At 54.7% G+C, this 15,381-nt stretch carries 19 protein-coding genes; 13 read left to right on the top strand and 6 right to left on the bottom strand.

The window, feature by feature from the left end; translation table 11 throughout:
- Positions 1-9 precede the first annotated feature (9 nt).
- From ulaB to QE396_RS14860, 5 genes are read left to right on the top strand one after another with little or no spacing between them, the layout of a single operon-like run.
- Positions 10-315, top strand: a complete 306-nt coding sequence (ulaB, locus tag QE396_RS14880; RefSeq protein WP_014168329.1) for a PTS ascorbate transporter subunit IIB — start codon at positions 10-12, stop codon at positions 313-315.
- 9 nt (positions 316-324) lie between these two features.
- Positions 325-792 (top strand): PTS ascorbate transporter subunit IIA, encoded by a 468-nt coding sequence (gene ulaC, locus QE396_RS14875; RefSeq protein ID WP_014168330.1) that lies wholly within the window; start codon positions 325-327, stop codon positions 790-792.
- A gap of 13 nt (positions 793-805) precedes the next feature.
- Positions 806-1,456: a 3-keto-L-gulonate-6-phosphate decarboxylase UlaD gene (ulaD, locus tag QE396_RS14870; RefSeq protein ID WP_008502901.1), complete on the top strand. Its 651-nt coding sequence runs from the start codon at positions 806-808 to the stop codon at positions 1,454-1,456.
- 9 nt (positions 1,457-1,465) lie between these two features.
- Positions 1,466-2,326, top strand: a complete 861-nt coding sequence (locus QE396_RS14865; protein WP_020882934.1) for an L-ribulose-5-phosphate 3-epimerase — start codon at positions 1,466-1,468, stop codon at positions 2,324-2,326.
- Positions 2,319-3,005, top strand: a complete 687-nt coding sequence (locus QE396_RS14860; protein WP_020882933.1) for an L-ribulose-5-phosphate 4-epimerase — start codon at positions 2,319-2,321, stop codon at positions 3,003-3,005. Before QE396_RS14865 ends, QE396_RS14860 begins: the two co-directional genes overlap by 8 nt.
- A gap of 142 nt (positions 3,006-3,147) precedes the next feature.
- Here the strand turns inward: QE396_RS14860 and yjfY are convergent, their stop codons facing one another.
- Positions 3,148-3,423 carry a DUF1471 family protein YjfY gene (yjfY, locus tag QE396_RS14855; protein WP_020882932.1) on the bottom strand — a complete coding sequence of 92 codons (276 nt, stop codon included), beginning with the start codon at positions 3,421-3,423 and terminating at the stop codon, positions 3,148-3,150.
- Positions 3,424-3,764: 341 nt separating this feature from the next.
- On the opposite strand from yjfY, the gene rpsF reads away from it, so the two are divergent.
- The 5 genes from rpsF to QE396_RS14830 all read left to right on the top strand — a co-directional run bounded on the left by rpsF (position 3,765) and on the right by QE396_RS14830 (position 6,284).
- Positions 3,765-4,160 carry a 30S ribosomal protein S6 gene (gene rpsF, locus QE396_RS14850; RefSeq protein ID WP_014068637.1) on the top strand — a complete coding sequence of 132 codons (396 nt, stop codon included), beginning with the start codon at positions 3,765-3,767 and terminating at the stop codon, positions 4,158-4,160.
- Positions 4,161-4,166: 6 nt separating this feature from the next.
- Positions 4,167-4,481, top strand: a complete 315-nt coding sequence (priB, locus tag QE396_RS14845; RefSeq protein ID WP_003856035.1) for a primosomal replication protein N — start codon at positions 4,167-4,169, stop codon at positions 4,479-4,481.
- Positions 4,482-4,485: 4 nt separating this feature from the next.
- Positions 4,486-4,713 carry a 30S ribosomal protein S18 gene (rpsR, locus tag QE396_RS14840; protein ID WP_000135199.1) on the top strand — a complete coding sequence of 76 codons (228 nt, stop codon included), beginning with the start codon at positions 4,486-4,488 and terminating at the stop codon, positions 4,711-4,713.
- Positions 4,714-4,754: 41 nt separating this feature from the next.
- On the top strand, positions 4,755-5,204 hold the full coding sequence (rplI, locus tag QE396_RS14835; protein WP_014168334.1) for a 50S ribosomal protein L9: 450 nt from the start codon (positions 4,755-4,757) through the stop codon (positions 5,202-5,204).
- A 150-nt stretch (positions 5,205-5,354) separates the two neighbouring features.
- Positions 5,355-6,284 carry a DMT family transporter gene (locus QE396_RS14830; RefSeq protein ID WP_020882931.1) on the top strand — a complete coding sequence of 310 codons (930 nt, stop codon included), beginning with the start codon at positions 5,355-5,357 and terminating at the stop codon, positions 6,282-6,284.
- Between the two features lie 45 nt (positions 6,285-6,329).
- On the opposite strand, the gene QE396_RS14825 is transcribed toward QE396_RS14830, so the two are convergent.
- Positions 6,330-6,974: an OapA family protein gene (locus tag QE396_RS14825; RefSeq protein ID WP_020882930.1), complete on the bottom strand. Its 645-nt coding sequence runs from the start codon at positions 6,972-6,974 to the stop codon at positions 6,330-6,332.
- Between the two features lie 233 nt (positions 6,975-7,207).
- Here QE396_RS14825 and fklB point away from each other — a divergent pair, with 233 nt between their 5' ends.
- A complete protein-coding gene (gene fklB / locus QE396_RS14820; protein WP_020882929.1) occupies positions 7,208-7,828 on the top strand; it encodes an FKBP-type peptidyl-prolyl cis-trans isomerase in 621 nt (206 codons plus the stop codon).
- A 313-nt stretch (positions 7,829-8,141) separates the two neighbouring features.
- Positions 8,142-9,551, top strand: a complete 1,410-nt coding sequence (gene cycA / locus QE396_RS14815) for a D-serine/D-alanine/glycine transporter (RefSeq protein WP_014168338.1) — start codon at positions 8,142-8,144, stop codon at positions 9,549-9,551.
- 63 nt (positions 9,552-9,614) lie between these two features.
- Here cycA and ytfE read toward each other — a convergent pair whose 3' ends face one another.
- Positions 9,615-10,277, bottom strand: a complete 663-nt coding sequence (gene ytfE / locus QE396_RS14810; protein WP_014168339.1) for an iron-sulfur cluster repair protein YtfE — start codon at positions 10,275-10,277, stop codon at positions 9,615-9,617.
- 245 nt (positions 10,278-10,522) lie between these two features.
- Between ytfE and QE396_RS14805 the strand changes: the two genes are divergently transcribed.
- Entirely contained in the window at positions 10,523-12,172 is a 1,650-nt protein-coding gene (locus QE396_RS14805) for a methyl-accepting chemotaxis protein (RefSeq protein WP_014168340.1), read from the top strand.
- On the opposite strand, the gene QE396_RS14800 is transcribed toward QE396_RS14805, so the two are convergent.
- The 3 genes from QE396_RS14800 to QE396_RS14790 form a co-directional block, all read right to left on the bottom strand.
- Entirely contained in the window at positions 12,169-13,134 is a 966-nt protein-coding gene (locus QE396_RS14800) for a DMT family transporter (RefSeq protein WP_020882928.1), read from the bottom strand. The two genes, QE396_RS14805 and QE396_RS14800, sit on opposite strands and share 4 nt — an antisense overlap.
- 75 nt (positions 13,135-13,209) lie before the next feature.
- Positions 13,210-14,034: an AraC family transcriptional regulator gene (locus QE396_RS14795; protein WP_014168342.1), complete on the bottom strand. Its 825-nt coding sequence runs from the start codon at positions 14,032-14,034 to the stop codon at positions 13,210-13,212.
- 81 nt (positions 14,035-14,115) lie between these two features.
- Positions 14,116-14,964 carry an SDR family oxidoreductase gene (locus tag QE396_RS14790; protein ID WP_020882926.1) on the bottom strand — a complete coding sequence of 283 codons (849 nt, stop codon included), beginning with the start codon at positions 14,962-14,964 and terminating at the stop codon, positions 14,116-14,118.
- Positions 14,965-15,381 lie beyond the last annotated feature (417 nt).

Genomic DNA, 15,381 nt, shown 5'->3' with positions numbered 1-15,381 from the left:
GTTTCGATTATGACCGTACGTATCCTGGCTGTGTGTGGCAATGGGCAAGGGAGTTCCATGATCATGAAGATGAAAGTGGACCAGTTTTTAACCCAGTCAAACATCGACCACACGGTGAACAGCTGCGCAGTGGGCGAATACAAAAGTGAACTGAACGGCGCGGACATCATCATCGCCTCTACCCACATCGCCGGTGAGATCACCGTGACAGGCAACAAATATGTGGTAGGCGTGCGCAACATGCTGTCGCCAGCCGACTTTGGGCCAAAGCTGCTGGAAGTGATCAACGCGCATTTCCCACAAGATGTGAAGTAAGGACGCAACATGAAACTACGTGATTCGCTGGCAGAGAACAGCTCCATCCTTTTACAGGCCGACGCCAGCACCTGGCAGGAGGCGGTGAAACTTAGCGTAGATCTGCTGGTAAAAGCCGATGTTGTCGAGCCGCGTTATTACCAGGCCATTCTGGATGGCGTTGCAGAGCACGGCCCTTACTTCGTGATTGCACCAGGGCTGGCGATGCCGCATGGCCGCCCGGAAGAGGGTGTTAAAAAAACCGGCTTTGCGCTGGTTACGCTGAAAACACCACTGGCTTTCAACCACGAAGATAACGACCCGGTCGACATCCTCATCACCATGGCGGCTGTTGATGCCAACACCCACCAGGAGGTGGGCATTATGCAGATCGTGAATCTGTTTGATGATGAGGCCAACTTCGACCGTTTACGCGCCTGCCGCACCGAGCAGGATGTGCTGGATTTAATTGATAACGCCACTGCGGCGGCAGTTTAAGAGGGAATTGAAAATGTCATTACCAATGTTGCAGGTCGCGCTGGATAACCAGACGCTGTCTCACGCTTACGAAACCACCCGCCTGATTGCGGAAGAAGTGGACATCATTGAAGTCGGTACCATTCTATGCGTGGGCGAAGGCGTTCGCGCCGTCCGCGACCTGAAGGCGCTGTATCCGCATAAAATCGTGCTGGCGGATGCCAAGATTGCCGATGCGGGCAAAATTCTTTCCCGTATGTGTTTTGAAGCCAATGCCGACTGGGTCACCGTTATTTGCTGTGCGGATATCAACACGGCTAAAGGTGCGCTGGATGTGGCAAAAGAGTTCAACGGTGATGTGCAGATTGAGCTGACCGGGTTCTGGACCTGGGAGCAGGCGCAGGAGTGGCGTGACGCGGGCATTCAACAGGTGGTTTATCACCGCAGCCGTGATGCGCAGGCCGCTGGGGTAGCGTGGGGGGAAGCGGATATCAGCGCGATTAAGCGTCTGGCCGATATGGGCTTCAAAGTGACCGTGACCGGAGGCCTGGCGCTGGAAGATCTGCCGCTGTTCAAAGGTATCCCAATTCATGTCTTTATCGCAGGCCGTAGCATCCGTGATGCCGCCTCTCCGGTAGAAGCCGCGCGTCAGTTCAAACGCTCAATCGCTCAGCTTTGGGGCTAAGGAGCGGGTATGTTGTCTAAACAAGTCCCGCTCGGCATCTATGAAAAGGCACTCCCTGCAGGGGAGTGCTGGCTGGAGCGGCTGCAACTGGCGAAACAACTCGGTTTCGATTTTGTCGAAATGTCAGTGGATGAGACGGATGAACGCCTGTCTCGCCTGGACTGGAGCCGCGAACAGCGTCTGGCACTGGTTAGCGCCATCGCTGAAACGGGGGTACGTGTGCCTTCCCTGTGCCTCAGCGCCCACCGTCGTTTTCCGCTTGGCAGTGAAGATGATGCTGTGCGTGCTCAGGGGCTGGAGATCATGCGTAAAGCCATTCGCTTTGCCCAGGATGTCGGCATCCGTGTGATCCAGCTGGCGGGGTATGACGTTTACTATCAGGACGCCAACAATGAAACGCGCCGTCGTTTTCGTGACGGCCTGAAAGAGAGCGTCGACATGGCCAGCCGTGCTCAGGTGACGCTGGCGATGGAGATCATGGATTATCCGTTAATGAACTCCATCAGCAAGGCGCTGGGTTACGCGCACTACCTGAATAATCCGTGGTTCCAGCTCTACCCTGATATCGGCAATCTGTCAGCCTGGGATAACGACGTGCAGATGGAACTGCAGGCGGGTATTGGTCATATCGTGGCGGTTCATGTCAAAGATACCCGGCCTGGTGTATTCAAAAATGTTCCGTTCGGCACCGGGGTGGTGGATTTCGAACGGTGCTTCCAGACGCTCAAACAGACAGGGTATTGCGGGCCTTACCTGATTGAGATGTGGAGTGAAACGTCGGACGACCCGGCAACCGAAGTGGCGAAGGCGCGGGACTGGGTTCGTGAACGTATGGCGCGGGCTGGGTTGCTGGAGGCTGAGCATGCATAAGCTTAAGCAGCAGGTCTTTGAGGCCAATATGGATCTACCTCGCCACGGTCTGGTGACGTTTACCTGGGGTAACGTCAGCGCCATTGACCGTGAGCAGGGGCGGGTCGTGATTAAGCCCAGCGGTGTGCCCTATGAGTCCATGACCGCCGACGACATGGTGGTTGTGGATCTCCATGGCAACGTGGTTGACGGAAAGTGGCGGCCTTCTTCTGATACCGCCACCCATCTGGCATTGTATCAGCGTTATTCCTCCCTGGGCGGCGTTGTGCATACACACTCGACCCATGCCACGGCCTGGGCGCAGGCAGGGCTGCCCATTCCGGCTCTTGGCACCACGCATGCAGACTACTTCTTTGGCGATATTCCCTGCACGCGGGCATTAACGCAGGCCGAAGTGGAAGGGGAGTATGAACTCAACACCGGTCGCGTCATTATCGACACGCTGGCTGAGCGTGAGCCGCTGCATACACCGGGTATTGTGGTGTATCAGCACGGTCCATTCTCGTGGGGAAAAGACGCTCACGATGCCGTGCATAACGCGGTGGTGATGGAGGAAGTGGCGCGAATGGCGTGGATCGCCCGCGGCATCAATCCGCAGCTTCGGGGCATTGATGATTACCTTATGAATAAACATTTCATGCGTAAACATGGGCCCAACGCCTATTACGGGCAGAAGTGAATAAGTGCTCTGGAATACCGAAAAACAGTTGTAACCGGTGGTATTTCAGAGCCATTAGCAAAAAAAAAGCCCCCGGGCAGGGGGCAAGTTAAACTATGGCTATGTTCTCTTTGTTGGCTTTCCTGGTGCTAGCGTTAAAGCGTTATCGGTAGATATCTGCACTGGCGTGCATATTGCCGTTGCTGCCGGGCTCACGCATCAGTATGACGTGATAATATTGTGCATCCTGAGCATCGGTCTCTTGATTGAGTGCCTGATCTGCTTCACTTTCAGTGGCGAAATTATGATTGATGTAGATTACGCCTAAGCTTTGCACATCATCCATGTTTTGGGCCTGCCGGCCGTCTATCTTGATGGCTGCCATCGCGTTTGCACTGAGCAAAAGTGCAGCCATTACGGCAAATGCGATTTTTTTCATGATATGCGCTCCACGACTGCGTGCTGTGAAAGGGGGTGTTGCTCTCCTTTTATAAATAAGGTCTCTGATTAAAGTGTAATCACTTATCCGGCGGGGATGCGTGACCATTTCTGATGCTGTTGTTCAAAAAAACAACGCTTCCTGATGTGATTAATTTTAAATCACCCACTTAGACCAGCTTTACGCTTTGTGCGAATTATTTGTGCAATCAGCTTGAGTTTCGAGGGGCGCGCAAGTATTATGACGCGTCAATTTTTCAGCCGACCTTTAACACGTTCCTTGCCTCCCCGGGCCTCGGCTGACCCAGACAGGAGGCTGAATAATCCGTAAGGAGCAATTCGATGCGTCATTACGAAATCGTTTTTATGGTCCATCCTGACCAGAGCGAACAGGTTCCGGGCATGATCGAGCGCTACTCTGCTGCCATCACTGGTGCAGAAGGTACGATCCACCGTCTGGAAGACTGGGGCCGCCGTCAGCTGGCTTACCCGATCAACAAACTGCACAAAGCACACTACGTTCTGATGAACGTTGAAGCGCCGCAGGAAGTGATCGATGAGCTGGAAACTACCTTCCGCTTCAACGATGCCGTTATCCGCAGCATGGTTATGCGTACCAAAAACGCAGTGACCGAAGCATCTCCGATGGTTAAAGCGAAAGACGAGCGCCGTGAGCGTCGCGATGATTTCGCAAACGAAACCGCAGATGATTCTGATGCTGGGGATTCTGAAGAGTAATTTCTGATGACCAACCGTCTGGTGTTGTCCGGTACCGTGTGCAGGACCCCCCTTCGTAAGGTCAGTCCATCAGGAATTCCGCATTGCCAGTTCGTGCTTGAGCATCGTTCTGTGCAAGAGGAAGCCGGCTTTCACCGGCAGGCGTGGTGCCAAATGCCCGTTATTATTAGCGGACACGAAAACCAGGCCATTACTCACAGTTTAACGGTCGGTAGCGCAGTAATCGTTCAGGGGTTCATTTCTTGCCACAAGGCAAAGAACGGCCTGAGCAAAATGGTTCTGCATGCCGAGCAGATTGATTTGATAGATTCTGGAGACTAGCCATATGGCACGTTATTTCCGTCGTCGCAAGTTCTGCCGTTTCACCGCGGAAGGCGTTCAAGAGATCGACTATAAAGATATCGCAACGCTGAAAAACTACATCACCGAAAGCGGTAAGATTGTCCCAAGCCGTATCACCGGTACTCGTGCAAAATACCAGCGTCAGCTGGCTCGCGCTATCAAACGCGCTCGCTACCTGTCCCTGCTGCCGTACACTGATCGTCATCAGTAATCGGGCACGGTCCATTAATACGACTTTAAGAGGATAAGGTAATGCAAGTTATTCTGCTTGATAAAGTAGCAAACCTGGGCAGCCTGGGTGATCAGGTAAACGTTAAAGCGGGCTACGCTCGTAACTTCCTGGTTCCACAGGGTAAAGCTGTTCCAGCTACCAAGAAAAACGTAGAGTTTTTCGAAGCACGTCGCGCTGAACTGGAAGCCAAACTGGCTGACGTTCTGGCGGCTGCTAATGCTCGCGCTGAGTCAATCAACGCACTGGGCACTGTTACCATCGTTTCCAAAGCTGGCGACGAAGGTAAACTGTTCGGTTCCATCGGTACCCGCGATATCGCTGATGCAGTAACTGCAGCTGGCGTTAAAGTGGCTAAGAGCGAAGTTCGTCTGCCGAACGGTGTTCTGCGTACCACTGGTGAGCACGAAGTGGACTTCCAGGTTCACAGCGAAGTGTTCGCTAAACTGGTTGTTAACGTTGTAGCTGAGTAATTTTACTCTGCTCACGTCGAAGCGCCGGCCTTGTGCCGGCGTTTTGCTTTTTTAAGGGATCAGCCTCGCGCTTTAGTGCTTGTAGGGTCGCTATTCCTGGCGCATTCTCTGATAATAAAATGAAACGCAATTTTATTTATGAGATTCGACATGGAAACCGCTCTGCCCACGCCCGTATTTGCCCGTCGAAAGGTGGCCTATGCCTGCGCCACGCTCTGCTGTCTGCTTTGGGGTAGCTCTTACCCGGCCATAAAAAGCGGCTATGAACTCTTCCAGATTGCCACCGATGATATTCCCTCAAAGGTCGTGTTCGCCGGTTACCGTTTTCTGTTTGCGGGTGTGCTGCTGCTTCTCTTTGCGTTAGCACAGCGCAAGCCCATCGGCAGGTTCACGCCCGGGCAGTTTGGGCAATTGACCGTCCTGGGGCTGACGCAGACGAGCATTCAGTACACCTTCTTTTATATCGGACTGGCCTACACGACAGGCGTGAACGGCTCGATCATGAACGCCACCGGCACTTTCTTCAGCGTGCTGCTGGCGCACTTCATCTACCACAACGACAAGCTCAGCTATAACAAAACGCTTGGCTGTATTCTGGGCTTTGCCGGAGTGATGCTGGTTAACTTCCACGGCGGGTTAAGCGAATTCAGTTTCGTCTGGAAGGGAGACGGGTTTGTGGTGCTGGCAGCCTTTATCCTTTCTGCCGCCACGCTTTACGGAAAACGCATCTCCCAGACCGTCGACCCGACGGTAATGACCGGCTGGCAACTGGCTATCGGCGGCGCGGCGCTGGTGGCGGGTGGCTATCTCACGGGAGGGATGCTGGAAGTGCATAGCATGACGGCCGTCGCGGTGCTGGGGTATCTGACGTTACTCTCTTCGGTAGCGTTTGCCCTCTGGAGCGCGCTGTTGAAAGTGAACCGCGTAAGTATGATTGCCCCGTTCAACTTTGTGATCCCCGTTGCCGGGACGGTGCTGTCCGCCATTTTCCTCGGTGAAAACATTCTGGACATCAAATATGCGATTGCGCTGGTGCTGGTCTGCTCGGGGATTTGGTGGGTCAATAAGCGGAGTCACTAAGAAGGGCATTGCCGGGGGGCTGGCTCGCCTTACCCGGCCTGAACATTAACGTGCTCTGATAAAACTGCCGTCAGGCTGGCGGGTAAACAGCACCTGCTGGCCATTTCCCGTATCAATCGTGAGCCCGGTGACGACGCCGCTGGCATTCTGACGTATCTGCACCAGCTGGCCGTTCTGCAAATTACTGAGCGGCTTACCTGCGCCTTCCACCTGCGCCATGGCATACACATCGGTTGGCGGCAGATTGTGGTCGCGGAACAGCTGCGCAAGGGTTTTACCCGGCTCTACGCGATAGGAACGCCACTGCTGCTCAATGCCGGTTGGCTGCTGAGCCTGTGGCTCTGCCGGGGCCGCTGCCTGTTCCTGTGGCTGTTCATCCTGAATGGGTTCCGGTTCAACAGGCGCAACCTGTCCCGGATCGTTCGACGGGGTGACCAGTTGCGTCTGCACAGGCTGGGTGTCCGGCTGCGGTCGCGTTTGCGACTGAATATCCAGCTGGGCATTGCGGGTCACCGTCGCGGTGTCGGCGTCATCGCCACCGGAAGGAAGCAGGAAGCCCACGATCACCATCAGCGCGCCAATGATGATCCCTCTGCGATGCAGAGGCGGCAGCGGGTCCATGATGCGAAAATTGTCCGGCGCCTGCCAGATTTTCGCCAGGGTAGGTTTCAGTTCAAATCGCCCGGGCATGGCTCTCCTCCTGCTCCGCGTCTTTTTTATCCTGTGCTCCGAAGTATAGTTTGCTAACTGCCTGAACGGCGTAGCAAACCCGACATCCGTGACATTCGTTCGGGATTAATCCTGGTTCTCTCTATTGTTTCTGTTTCGTCGCGGTTTGTCACCTTAACTTCAGACAAAGTTTTACCCATAAGGGCATGGCTGATATGCTGCCCGCTACTTTAAATGTGATGGAAGGAAAACCCATGACCACCCCGACTTTTGACACTATCGAAGCGCAGGCAAGTTACGGTATCGGCTTGCAGGTAGGACAGCAGCTGAGCGAATCCGGCCTGGAAGGTCTGTTACCCGAAGCGCTGGTGGCGGGTATCGCTGATGCGCTGGAAGGCAACAACCCGGCGGTTCCGGTTGATGTTGTGCACCGTGCGCTGCGTGAAATCCACGAACGTGCTGACGCCGTGCGTCGCGCGCGTTTCGAAGAGATGGCTGCAGAAGGCGTGAAATATCTGGAAGAGAACCGTGAGCGTGAAGGCGTGAACAGCACCGAGTCTGGCCTGCAGTTCCGCGTGATCAACCAGGGCGACGGCGCAATCCCGGCGCGTACTGACCACGTTCGCGTGCACTACACCGGTAAACTGATCGACGGTACGGTGTTCGACAGCTCTGTAGCACGTGGCGAACCGGCTGAATTCCCGGTTAACGGCGTGATCGCGGGCTGGATCGAAGCGCTGACCCTGATGCCAGTGGGTTCCAAATGGGAACTGACTATCCCGCACAACCTGGCGTACGGCGAGCGTGGCGCTGGTACGTCCATCCCGCCATTCAGCACCCTGGTGTTTGAAGTCGAGCTGCTGGAAATTCTGTAATCAGCTTTTCTTATTTCCTCTCTCCTTCGGGGGAGAGGAATATAGTGATAAAACCTATAGTTACGACGGAATCAACATTTTATCTTGCAAACGAAACTGTTGCGTGTATTTTTGTGAGCTGTTTCGCGTTGTATGAGTGATATGACACTCACTTTAAACATATTATTAACATAATATCCAAATCATAGTATTCATCCCGCCGATTCTTACCTAATATCGATGAGTCCTTTCATGGGGACCGTTATTTTTTTGACGTATTTAAAGGCCAGAAGAGCCTTAACAACACAGACAGGCATAAACAGGAAAATATCACATGGTAGATCAGGTTAAAGTCGTCGCCGACGAAGAGGCGTCGTCTGAACAGTCGCTACGGCGCAATCTCACAAACCGTCATATTCAGCTCATTGCCATCGGGGGTGCCATCGGTACCGGGCTGTTTATGGGGTCAGGTAAAACCATCAGTCTTGCCGGGCCGTCGATCATTTTCGTTTATATGATCATCGGTTTTATGCTCTTCTTCGTGATGCGTGCAATGGGTGAATTGCTGCTCTCGAACCTCGAATACAAGTCCTTTAGCGATTTCGCTTCCGACCTGCTTGGCCCCTGGGCGGGCTACTTCACCGGCTGGACCTACTGGTTCTGCTGGGTGGTGACCGGCATGGCGGATGTGGTCGCCATCACGGCCTACGCGCAGTTCTGGTTCCCGGGGTTATCGGACTGGGTGGCCTCGCTGGCGGTGATTGTTCTGCTGCTGAGCCTTAACCTCGCCACCGTTAAAATGTTCGGTGAGATGGAGTTCTGGTTTGCGATGATCAAAATCGTGGCGATTATCGCCCTGATTGTTGTCGGCCTGGTGATGGTACTGACGCACTTCCAGTCTCCAACCGGCGTTCAGGCTTCGTTCGCGCATCTGTGGAATGACGGCGGCTGGTTCCCGAAAGGCATCAGTGGCTTCTTTGCCGGTTTCCAGATTGCGGTGTTTGCCTTTGTGGGGATTGAGCTGGTCGGTACCACGGCGGCGGAAACTAAAGATCCGGAGAAATCCCTGCCGCGCGCGATTAACTCCATCCCGATTCGTATCATTATGTTCTACGTGTTCGCGCTGATTATCATCATGTCCGTGACGCCGTGGAGCTCCGTTGTACCGACCAAGAGCCCGTTCGTTGAGCTGTTTGTACTGGTTGGACTGCCTGCGGCCGCAAGCCTGATTAACTTCGTGGTGCTGACCTCCGCGGCCTCTTCGGCCAACAGTGGGGTGTTCTCTACCAGCCGTATGCTGTTTGGTCTGGCACAGGAAGGGGTTGCGCCACGCGCGTTTGCCAAACTGTCTAAGCGTGCGGTGCCGGCGAAAGGGCTGACCTTCTCCTGTATCTGCCTGCTGGGCGGTGTGGTGATGCTCTACGTGAACCCGAGTGTGATCGGTGCGTTTACCATGATCACCACGGTCTCTGCGATCCTGTTCATGTTCGTCTGGACCATCATCCTGTGTTCTTACCTGGTGTACCGCAAACAGCGTCCGCACCTGCATGAAAAATCGATCTACAAAATGCCGCTGGGCAAGCTGATGTGCTGGGTGTGCATGGCGTTCTTCGTCTTCGTGCTGGTTCTGCTGACGCTGGAAGACGATACCCGTCAGGCGTTAATCGTCACGCCGCTGTGGTTCATCGCGCTGGGGCTGGGATGGCTATTTATCGGTAAGAAACGTATGGCAGGCATGCGTTAAAAAAAAGGCCACAGATGCTGTGGCCGAATGATAACCTCAGGAAGGCGCTCTCGGGCGCCTTTTTTATTCACCTGCGAGGGCACGCGGGAACAGGACGTTGTTCTCAAGACTGATGTGCTCCATCAGGTCGTCGATCATCTCGTTAATGCCGTTGTACATCGCTTTCCACGTGGTGCACGCCTCTGGTGGCGGTGTAACGTTATGGGTAGTGTGTTTAATCACTTCCAGCAGTTCGCCTGCATCATCATGTTCGCTTTCCATGACGCTGATGGGCCCCATCGCCTGGCTGCCCATACCCTGTTTGATCATCGGGAAGAGGATTTGCTCCTCTTTCATCATGTGGCTGGAAAGCTCTTCGTGAAGCAGGGTCAGGTATTTCGCCAGACCGCGCGGTACGGAAGGTTTGTCGGCGTGAACGCGCTCCACTTTTGTCGCCTGCAGGATCAGTTCAGGCAGCTGTTCACGGTGACGGTCGTGAAAACGCACGATGATATGGTCGATGATGTCGGCAAGGGCTGCAGTGCGCCAGTCTTTCTCAATAGGCTGCTCAGCCAGTTGCGCCAGCTCCGCTTCAATGAGCCCCACATCCAGCTCTTTACGCGAGGCGGCACGTGCCAGGGTTTGCTTACCGCCACAGCAGTAATCCATATCGTATTTACGAAACAGCGCGGACGCGCGCGGGATGGAGAGCGCCAGCTCGCCAAGGGGTTGGTCGCGGAAGGCCATAGCAGTTACCTCATCATCAATAATATAAAGTGCATTTTAAATGCATCTTTAAGGTGGCGCTATAACCCTTTAGAGGGAAGGGGAAAAGTGAGAACCAGATCACAAAAAAATAATGACTTTTAACTTGCTGAATGAATGCAGGAAATTACTTTAGAAAGTTTTTTAACGTGGGGAAACAGTAAACAACTCGCCGTGCGTGCCGATATATCCACGTCAGACAAACCTGCATATAAAAAAGGCAACGCATGTTTAAACGTATAAAAGTCATTACCCTTCTTATTTCGGTGCTGCTTGTGCTCGGCATCATGCAAGTCATTTCCGCCGGCATTTTTATCAACGCGCTGAATAACGACAAAGATAACTTCACCGTCTCGCAGCTCTCAAGCCAGAATGTCGCCGAGTTTACCGATGCATGGATCAGCCTCAACCAGGCCCGCGTGACCCTGAACCGCGGCATGCTGCGTCTGCAAAGCAGCATGGCGTCTCAGATTAACGGCGGCCAGTTGAATGAACTGGTGAACACGGCGAAGAACCTGCTGGCGGATGCGCAGTCCCATTACGATAAATACTACGCTTTGCCTAATACTCCAGGTCTGGACGAGAATCTGGCTAACCGTCTGGAAGAGCAGTACCGTATTTACTCCGCCACGCTGACGCAAATGAACGTCCTGCTGGGCCAGGGCAATCTGGAAGATATGTTCAAGCAGAATGCGGAGCAGAAACAGACCGCGATGCAGAACGTGTACCGTGAATGGCGTGAAGCGCAGGCCGTCCTCACGGACAGAGGAATTAAAGACAACGAAAACGATTATAAACGTATCCTGTGGATCCTCTCTGCGGTCATGCTGCTGGTGATTGCCGTGATCGTCTCCAGCTGGATTGCGATGCGCCGCGTTCTGCTGCTGCCGCTCCAGGATGTGATCGGCCATATCCGCGCCATTGCCGCAGGGGATTTGACCCAGCCGATTCAGGCAGAGGGTAAGAATGAAATGGCAATCCTGGCGCGCAACGTTCAGGAGATGCAAACCTCGCTGGCAAACACGGTGGGCGTGGTGCGTGAAGGCGCAGATACCATTTACACCGGTGCAGGGGAAATCTCTGCGGGCAGCAACGACCTCTCTTCCCGTACCGAGCAGCAGGCTGCCTCTCTGGAAGAGACGGCTGCCAGCATGGAACAACTGACCGCCACGGTAAAACAAAACGCCGATAACGCACGTCAGGCTTCCCGTCTGGCGCTCGATGCCTCCTCAACCGCGAAGAAGGGCGGTAACGTAGTGGAGGGTGTGGTGCGCACCATGGACGACATTGCGACCAGTTCCAGCAAAATTGCGCAAATTACCAACGTAATCGACGGCATTGCCTTCCAGACCAACATCCTGGCGCTGAACGCGGCGGTGGAAGCCGCGCGTGCAGGCGAGCAGGGCCGTGGCTTTGCGGTGGTCGCAGGTGAGGTGCGTACCCTGGCCCAGCGTAGCGCTCAGGCGGCAAAAGAGATTAAAGCGCTGATCGATGATTCCGGCGAGCGCGTGAATGCCGGCTCACAGCTGGTAAACGAAGCCGGGGCGACGATGGCGGAGATCGTGAATGCGGTCACCCGCGTGACCGACATCATGGGCGAGATTGCCTCTGCCTCTGACGAGCAGAGCCGCGGTATCGATCAGGTAGGTCAGGCGGTGGCCGAGATGGATCGCGTGACCCAGCAGAACGCCTCGCTGGTAGAGGAGTCTGCGGCAGCGGCGGCCGCGCTGGAAGATCAGGCGGCACGCCTGAACGAAGCGGTGGCGGTGTTTAAAATTACCCGCAACCCGGTGGTCAACGCCGCGCCGGTGAAAAGCTACACTCCAGCGGCTAAACCTGTCGCGGCGACGTCTGAAGCGAACTGGGAAACGTTTTAACTCTCTGAAGCCGGAACGACCATCGGTTTTTCCGGCTTTGCTCTCACCGCCATCACGACCCCAACGACCAGCAATATAATCCCGCAGGCGGTTAACAGCGGCGGTACGCTCTGGCGCATCAGGAAGGTGTAAAGCAGCCCGGCCAGCGTTTCGAATACAATCAACGGCCCTAAAATTACCGTCGGCAGCTTCTGGCTGGCGATATTCCAGCACAGCGCGCCCACCCATGAGCAGAGCACCGCAATCGCCAGCATCAGCCCGACGAAGACCCACGGTCTCGGCCCGAACGGTTGAGCGAAATCCGGTTGCTGGTGGCCTAACCAGAGACAGGCCCCCACATAGCCCATAAGCGAAACCGGGAGCGTGACCAACGCCTGAGCCGTCGCCCACATCATCGGGTGTTTATCCGGGTTTTCCCGCAGCCAGCGCGCGTTGCGCAGGGCATACCACGCCCAGCACACCACGGAAACGAATGCCAGCAGGATGCCAGAACCGTAACGCAACAGCGAGAAGTCCTCCAGCCCATGCTGCAGCTCGGCAATGTTGACGCATACCAGCCCCACGGCGGTACACACCAACGCTGGTACCATTTTTGACCACGCCAGTTTCCCGTCGCGGTGGCTGTAAAGCAGGTTAGCGAAGACCGGGATCACTACGGGCAGCGTGCCGATAATCATGGTAGATACCGGTGCCCCGGTTCGCTGAATGGCGCTCGCCAGGCAAACATAATAGATAAGGTTGCCCATCATGGTCAGCGCCAGCGCGGTTAACCAGTCCTGTCGGCCGAGCTGACGCAAACGTGCACGACCGAGCCACGCCAGCGGGAGAGCAATCAGCCCCAGTGCCAGATAACGTCCGGTCGACTGCAGTATTGCCGGGTACTCCGGCACGATCAGCGGGCCGACAAAAATCAGCCCCCACATCAGACCCGCAAGCAGGGCATACAACACACCACTAATCATTTTTCCATCCACATCGGTTTATTCTGCGTTCAGTGTAGGAGGGGGAAAGGCGCGCGTATTGTATGAGGTTGCGCATCAGCGCTTAACGACCTGTTTCTGGTAGCGCACGGGGGTAATGCCATAGCGGCGGGTAAAGGCGCGAGTCAAATGGGACTGATCGGTCAGCCCGGTCGCGGCGGCGACTTCGGCGGCGGGCATGCCGCGCGTGAGAAACGCTTTGGCGCGCCACAGGCGGATAGCCATCAGCATCTGATGCGGAGTGACATGGAAATGCGCCTTGAACTGGCGCTGAAAATGGTAGGGGCTGAGTGAGACCACGTTGGCCAGCTCGTCCAGCGTCAGGGCGTGCATGTAGTTGTCGTGCATATACTCACGAACCCGTTCGAACCGGTGGGCACCTTCCCGGGTAACCGGCGCGTGGCGGGCTAACGGCTGGAATGTCTCGATCAGATCCAGCAGCAGGCCTTTTTGCGCCAGCGGGTCGTCCGTATGCCACAGGCCATAGATAAGCCTGCCGATTTGCTGTGAGCGCAGCGGGTCATGGCGGGTTACGTCGCTAAACCACCAGTGGCGAAGGCCGGTTACCTCTTCCAGCAGATCGGGTTCAATGTAAACCATCCGGTAGCGCCAGCCGCCATCCGTCGCCGACTCCCCGGTGTGGATCTCGTCCGGGTTCATGGTCACGACGGATTTTTCCGCCGCGAGATGCTGGGTACCGCGATAGCGAAAGCGTTCGGCACCGGTTTCAATGGTGCCGATGCCGAAGGCTTCATGCGTATGAGGCTCAAAGGCGTAGTCAGAAATATGCGCGTGATAAAGCTCCAGGCCCGGCAAATGCGCCAGATGGCGAAAGCGCGCGCTGTCTCTCTCATCAATGAACTGTTCCGGTACGCCCTGCACGGTGAACCTCCTCATGAGTCATCTCTCCATTATCAGAGATGACCCGAGGGGATGCTACAAAAAATAACCATTTTGCAACATTTACAGGATGGCTTTAATGCTCTCTGAAAGCGGTGTGGTTGGACGCCCGATCAGTTTGCTCAGCGTATGGCTGTCATCAAACAGACCGCCTTTTGACGCGCCCACATCGGAATCCGCCAGCATATCCGCCAGCCCGGCAGGCAGGCCAACGCCCTTCAGCGCCGCGGCAAAATCCGCCTCGCTCATGTTCTGATACGCCACGTTTTTGCCGCTCTGTTTGCTGAGTTCGGCCGCCAGTTCGCTCAGCGTCCAGGCTTGGTCGCCGGCCAGCTCGTATACGTTGCCTGCATGGCCGTCTCCGGAGATGACTTTTGCCGCGGCAGCCGCGTAATCCGCACGGGTGGCAGAGGCGATTTTGCCTTCACCGGCCGCGCCAATAAATACGCCGTGCTCCAGCGCGGGCGGTGCGCTCGCCAGATAGTTTTCGGTGTACCAGCCGTTACGCAGCAGGGCGTAAGGGATACCGGACTCCGCCAGCGCCTTCTCCGTCGCGACGTGTTCAACGTGCAGACCCAGCGGCGATTTATCCGCATGCAGCAGGCTGGTATAGGCGATGAATTTCACGCCTGCGGCTTTGGCAGCATTAATGACGTTCTGATGTTGGGTGGCGCGCTGACCCACTTCGCTGGAGGAGATCAGCAGCAGCTTTTCTACGCCCTTAAGCGCGGAGGTCATTGTGCTTTCGTCAGCGTAATCCCCCTGACGAACGGTAATGCCCTGCTGGCTCAGGGCTTCAGCTTTTGCCGGATTGCGGACAATCGCCACAATCTGGTTTGCCGGTACGGTGTTTAACAGCTGTTCGATAACGAGCTGGCCAAGCTGGCCGGTTGCGCCGGTAATTGCGATCATGATGAATCCTCTGTAAAGTAACAATAAAATTGTATATTTAGTATCAAAAATGACAATAAAGTTGTAACTTTAAATGAACACAAAAACGTACAAACATATCTTTAATTGTCTTTTTTATTAGTCAGTTACAAGAAGTGTGAGATTACTTTTAATCTTAGGTAGCTGCTGCTTTATGCATTAAAAAAACACTGCTTGTGGAGATGGATAAAGAGTTATGTCACTGATAAAGAATTGGTTCCAAGGGGGCTCATGCTTTTGGGCTTCCATTTGAAATCTTTAACTTTATCCCTTTCCAACGGTAAAAAATAAATTTGTTTTTACAAGTGGGCAGTGGGTCATGGGATGACCATACGCTCAAAGAATCTGATCAACAACCTGTCTGAAGGATTAAGTTATAAACTTTATGAATAACTATTA

Source organism: Enterobacter sp. SORGH_AS_0287 (assembly GCF_031453695.1).
Classification (GTDB): Bacteria; Pseudomonadota; Gammaproteobacteria; order Enterobacterales; family Enterobacteriaceae; genus Enterobacter; species Enterobacter ludwigii.
The sequence above is the reverse complement of the archived record's forward strand: the minus strand, read 5'-3'. Positions and strand labels throughout refer to the sequence as shown.

Coding starts and splice junctions, on each gene's coding strand:
- ytfE (WP_014168339.1), bottom strand. CDS start 10,277: ATGGCCTTCCGCGACCAACCCCTTGGCGAGCTGGCGCTCTCCATCCCG.
- QE396_RS14800 (WP_020882928.1), bottom strand. CDS start 13,134: ATGATTAGTGGTGTGTTGTATGCCCTGCTTGCGGGTCTGATGTGGGGG.
- cycA (WP_014168338.1), top strand. CDS start 8,142: ATGGTAGATCAGGTTAAAGTCGTCGCCGACGAAGAGGCGTCGTCTGAA.
- QE396_RS14805 (WP_014168340.1), top strand. CDS start 10,523: ATGTTTAAACGTATAAAAGTCATTACCCTTCTTATTTCGGTGCTGCTT.
- ulaC (WP_014168330.1), top strand. CDS start 325: ATGAAACTACGTGATTCGCTGGCAGAGAACAGCTCCATCCTTTTACAG.
- rpsR (WP_000135199.1), top strand. CDS start 4,486: ATGGCACGTTATTTCCGTCGTCGCAAGTTCTGCCGTTTCACCGCGGAA.
- QE396_RS14825 (WP_020882930.1), bottom strand. CDS start 6,974: ATGCCCGGGCGATTTGAACTGAAACCTACCCTGGCGAAAATCTGGCAG.
- fklB (WP_020882929.1), top strand. CDS start 7,208: ATGACCACCCCGACTTTTGACACTATCGAAGCGCAGGCAAGTTACGGT.
- rpsF (WP_014068637.1), top strand. CDS start 3,765: ATGCGTCATTACGAAATCGTTTTTATGGTCCATCCTGACCAGAGCGAA.
- ulaB (WP_014168329.1), top strand. CDS start 10: ATGACCGTACGTATCCTGGCTGTGTGTGGCAATGGGCAAGGGAGTTCC.
- QE396_RS14830 (WP_020882931.1), top strand. CDS start 5,355: ATGGAAACCGCTCTGCCCACGCCCGTATTTGCCCGTCGAAAGGTGGCC.
- priB (WP_003856035.1), top strand. CDS start 4,167: ATGACCAACCGTCTGGTGTTGTCCGGTACCGTGTGCAGGACCCCCCTT.
- yjfY (WP_020882932.1), bottom strand. CDS start 3,423: ATGAAAAAAATCGCATTTGCCGTAATGGCTGCACTTTTGCTCAGTGCA.
- QE396_RS14865 (WP_020882934.1), top strand. CDS start 1,466: ATGTTGTCTAAACAAGTCCCGCTCGGCATCTATGAAAAGGCACTCCCT.
- QE396_RS14790 (WP_020882926.1), bottom strand. CDS start 14,964: ATGATCGCAATTACCGGCGCAACCGGCCAGCTTGGCCAGCTCGTTATC.
- ulaD (WP_008502901.1), top strand. CDS start 806: ATGTCATTACCAATGTTGCAGGTCGCGCTGGATAACCAGACGCTGTCT.
- rplI (WP_014168334.1), top strand. CDS start 4,755: ATGCAAGTTATTCTGCTTGATAAAGTAGCAAACCTGGGCAGCCTGGGT.
- QE396_RS14860 (WP_020882933.1), top strand. CDS start 2,319: ATGCATAAGCTTAAGCAGCAGGTCTTTGAGGCCAATATGGATCTACCT.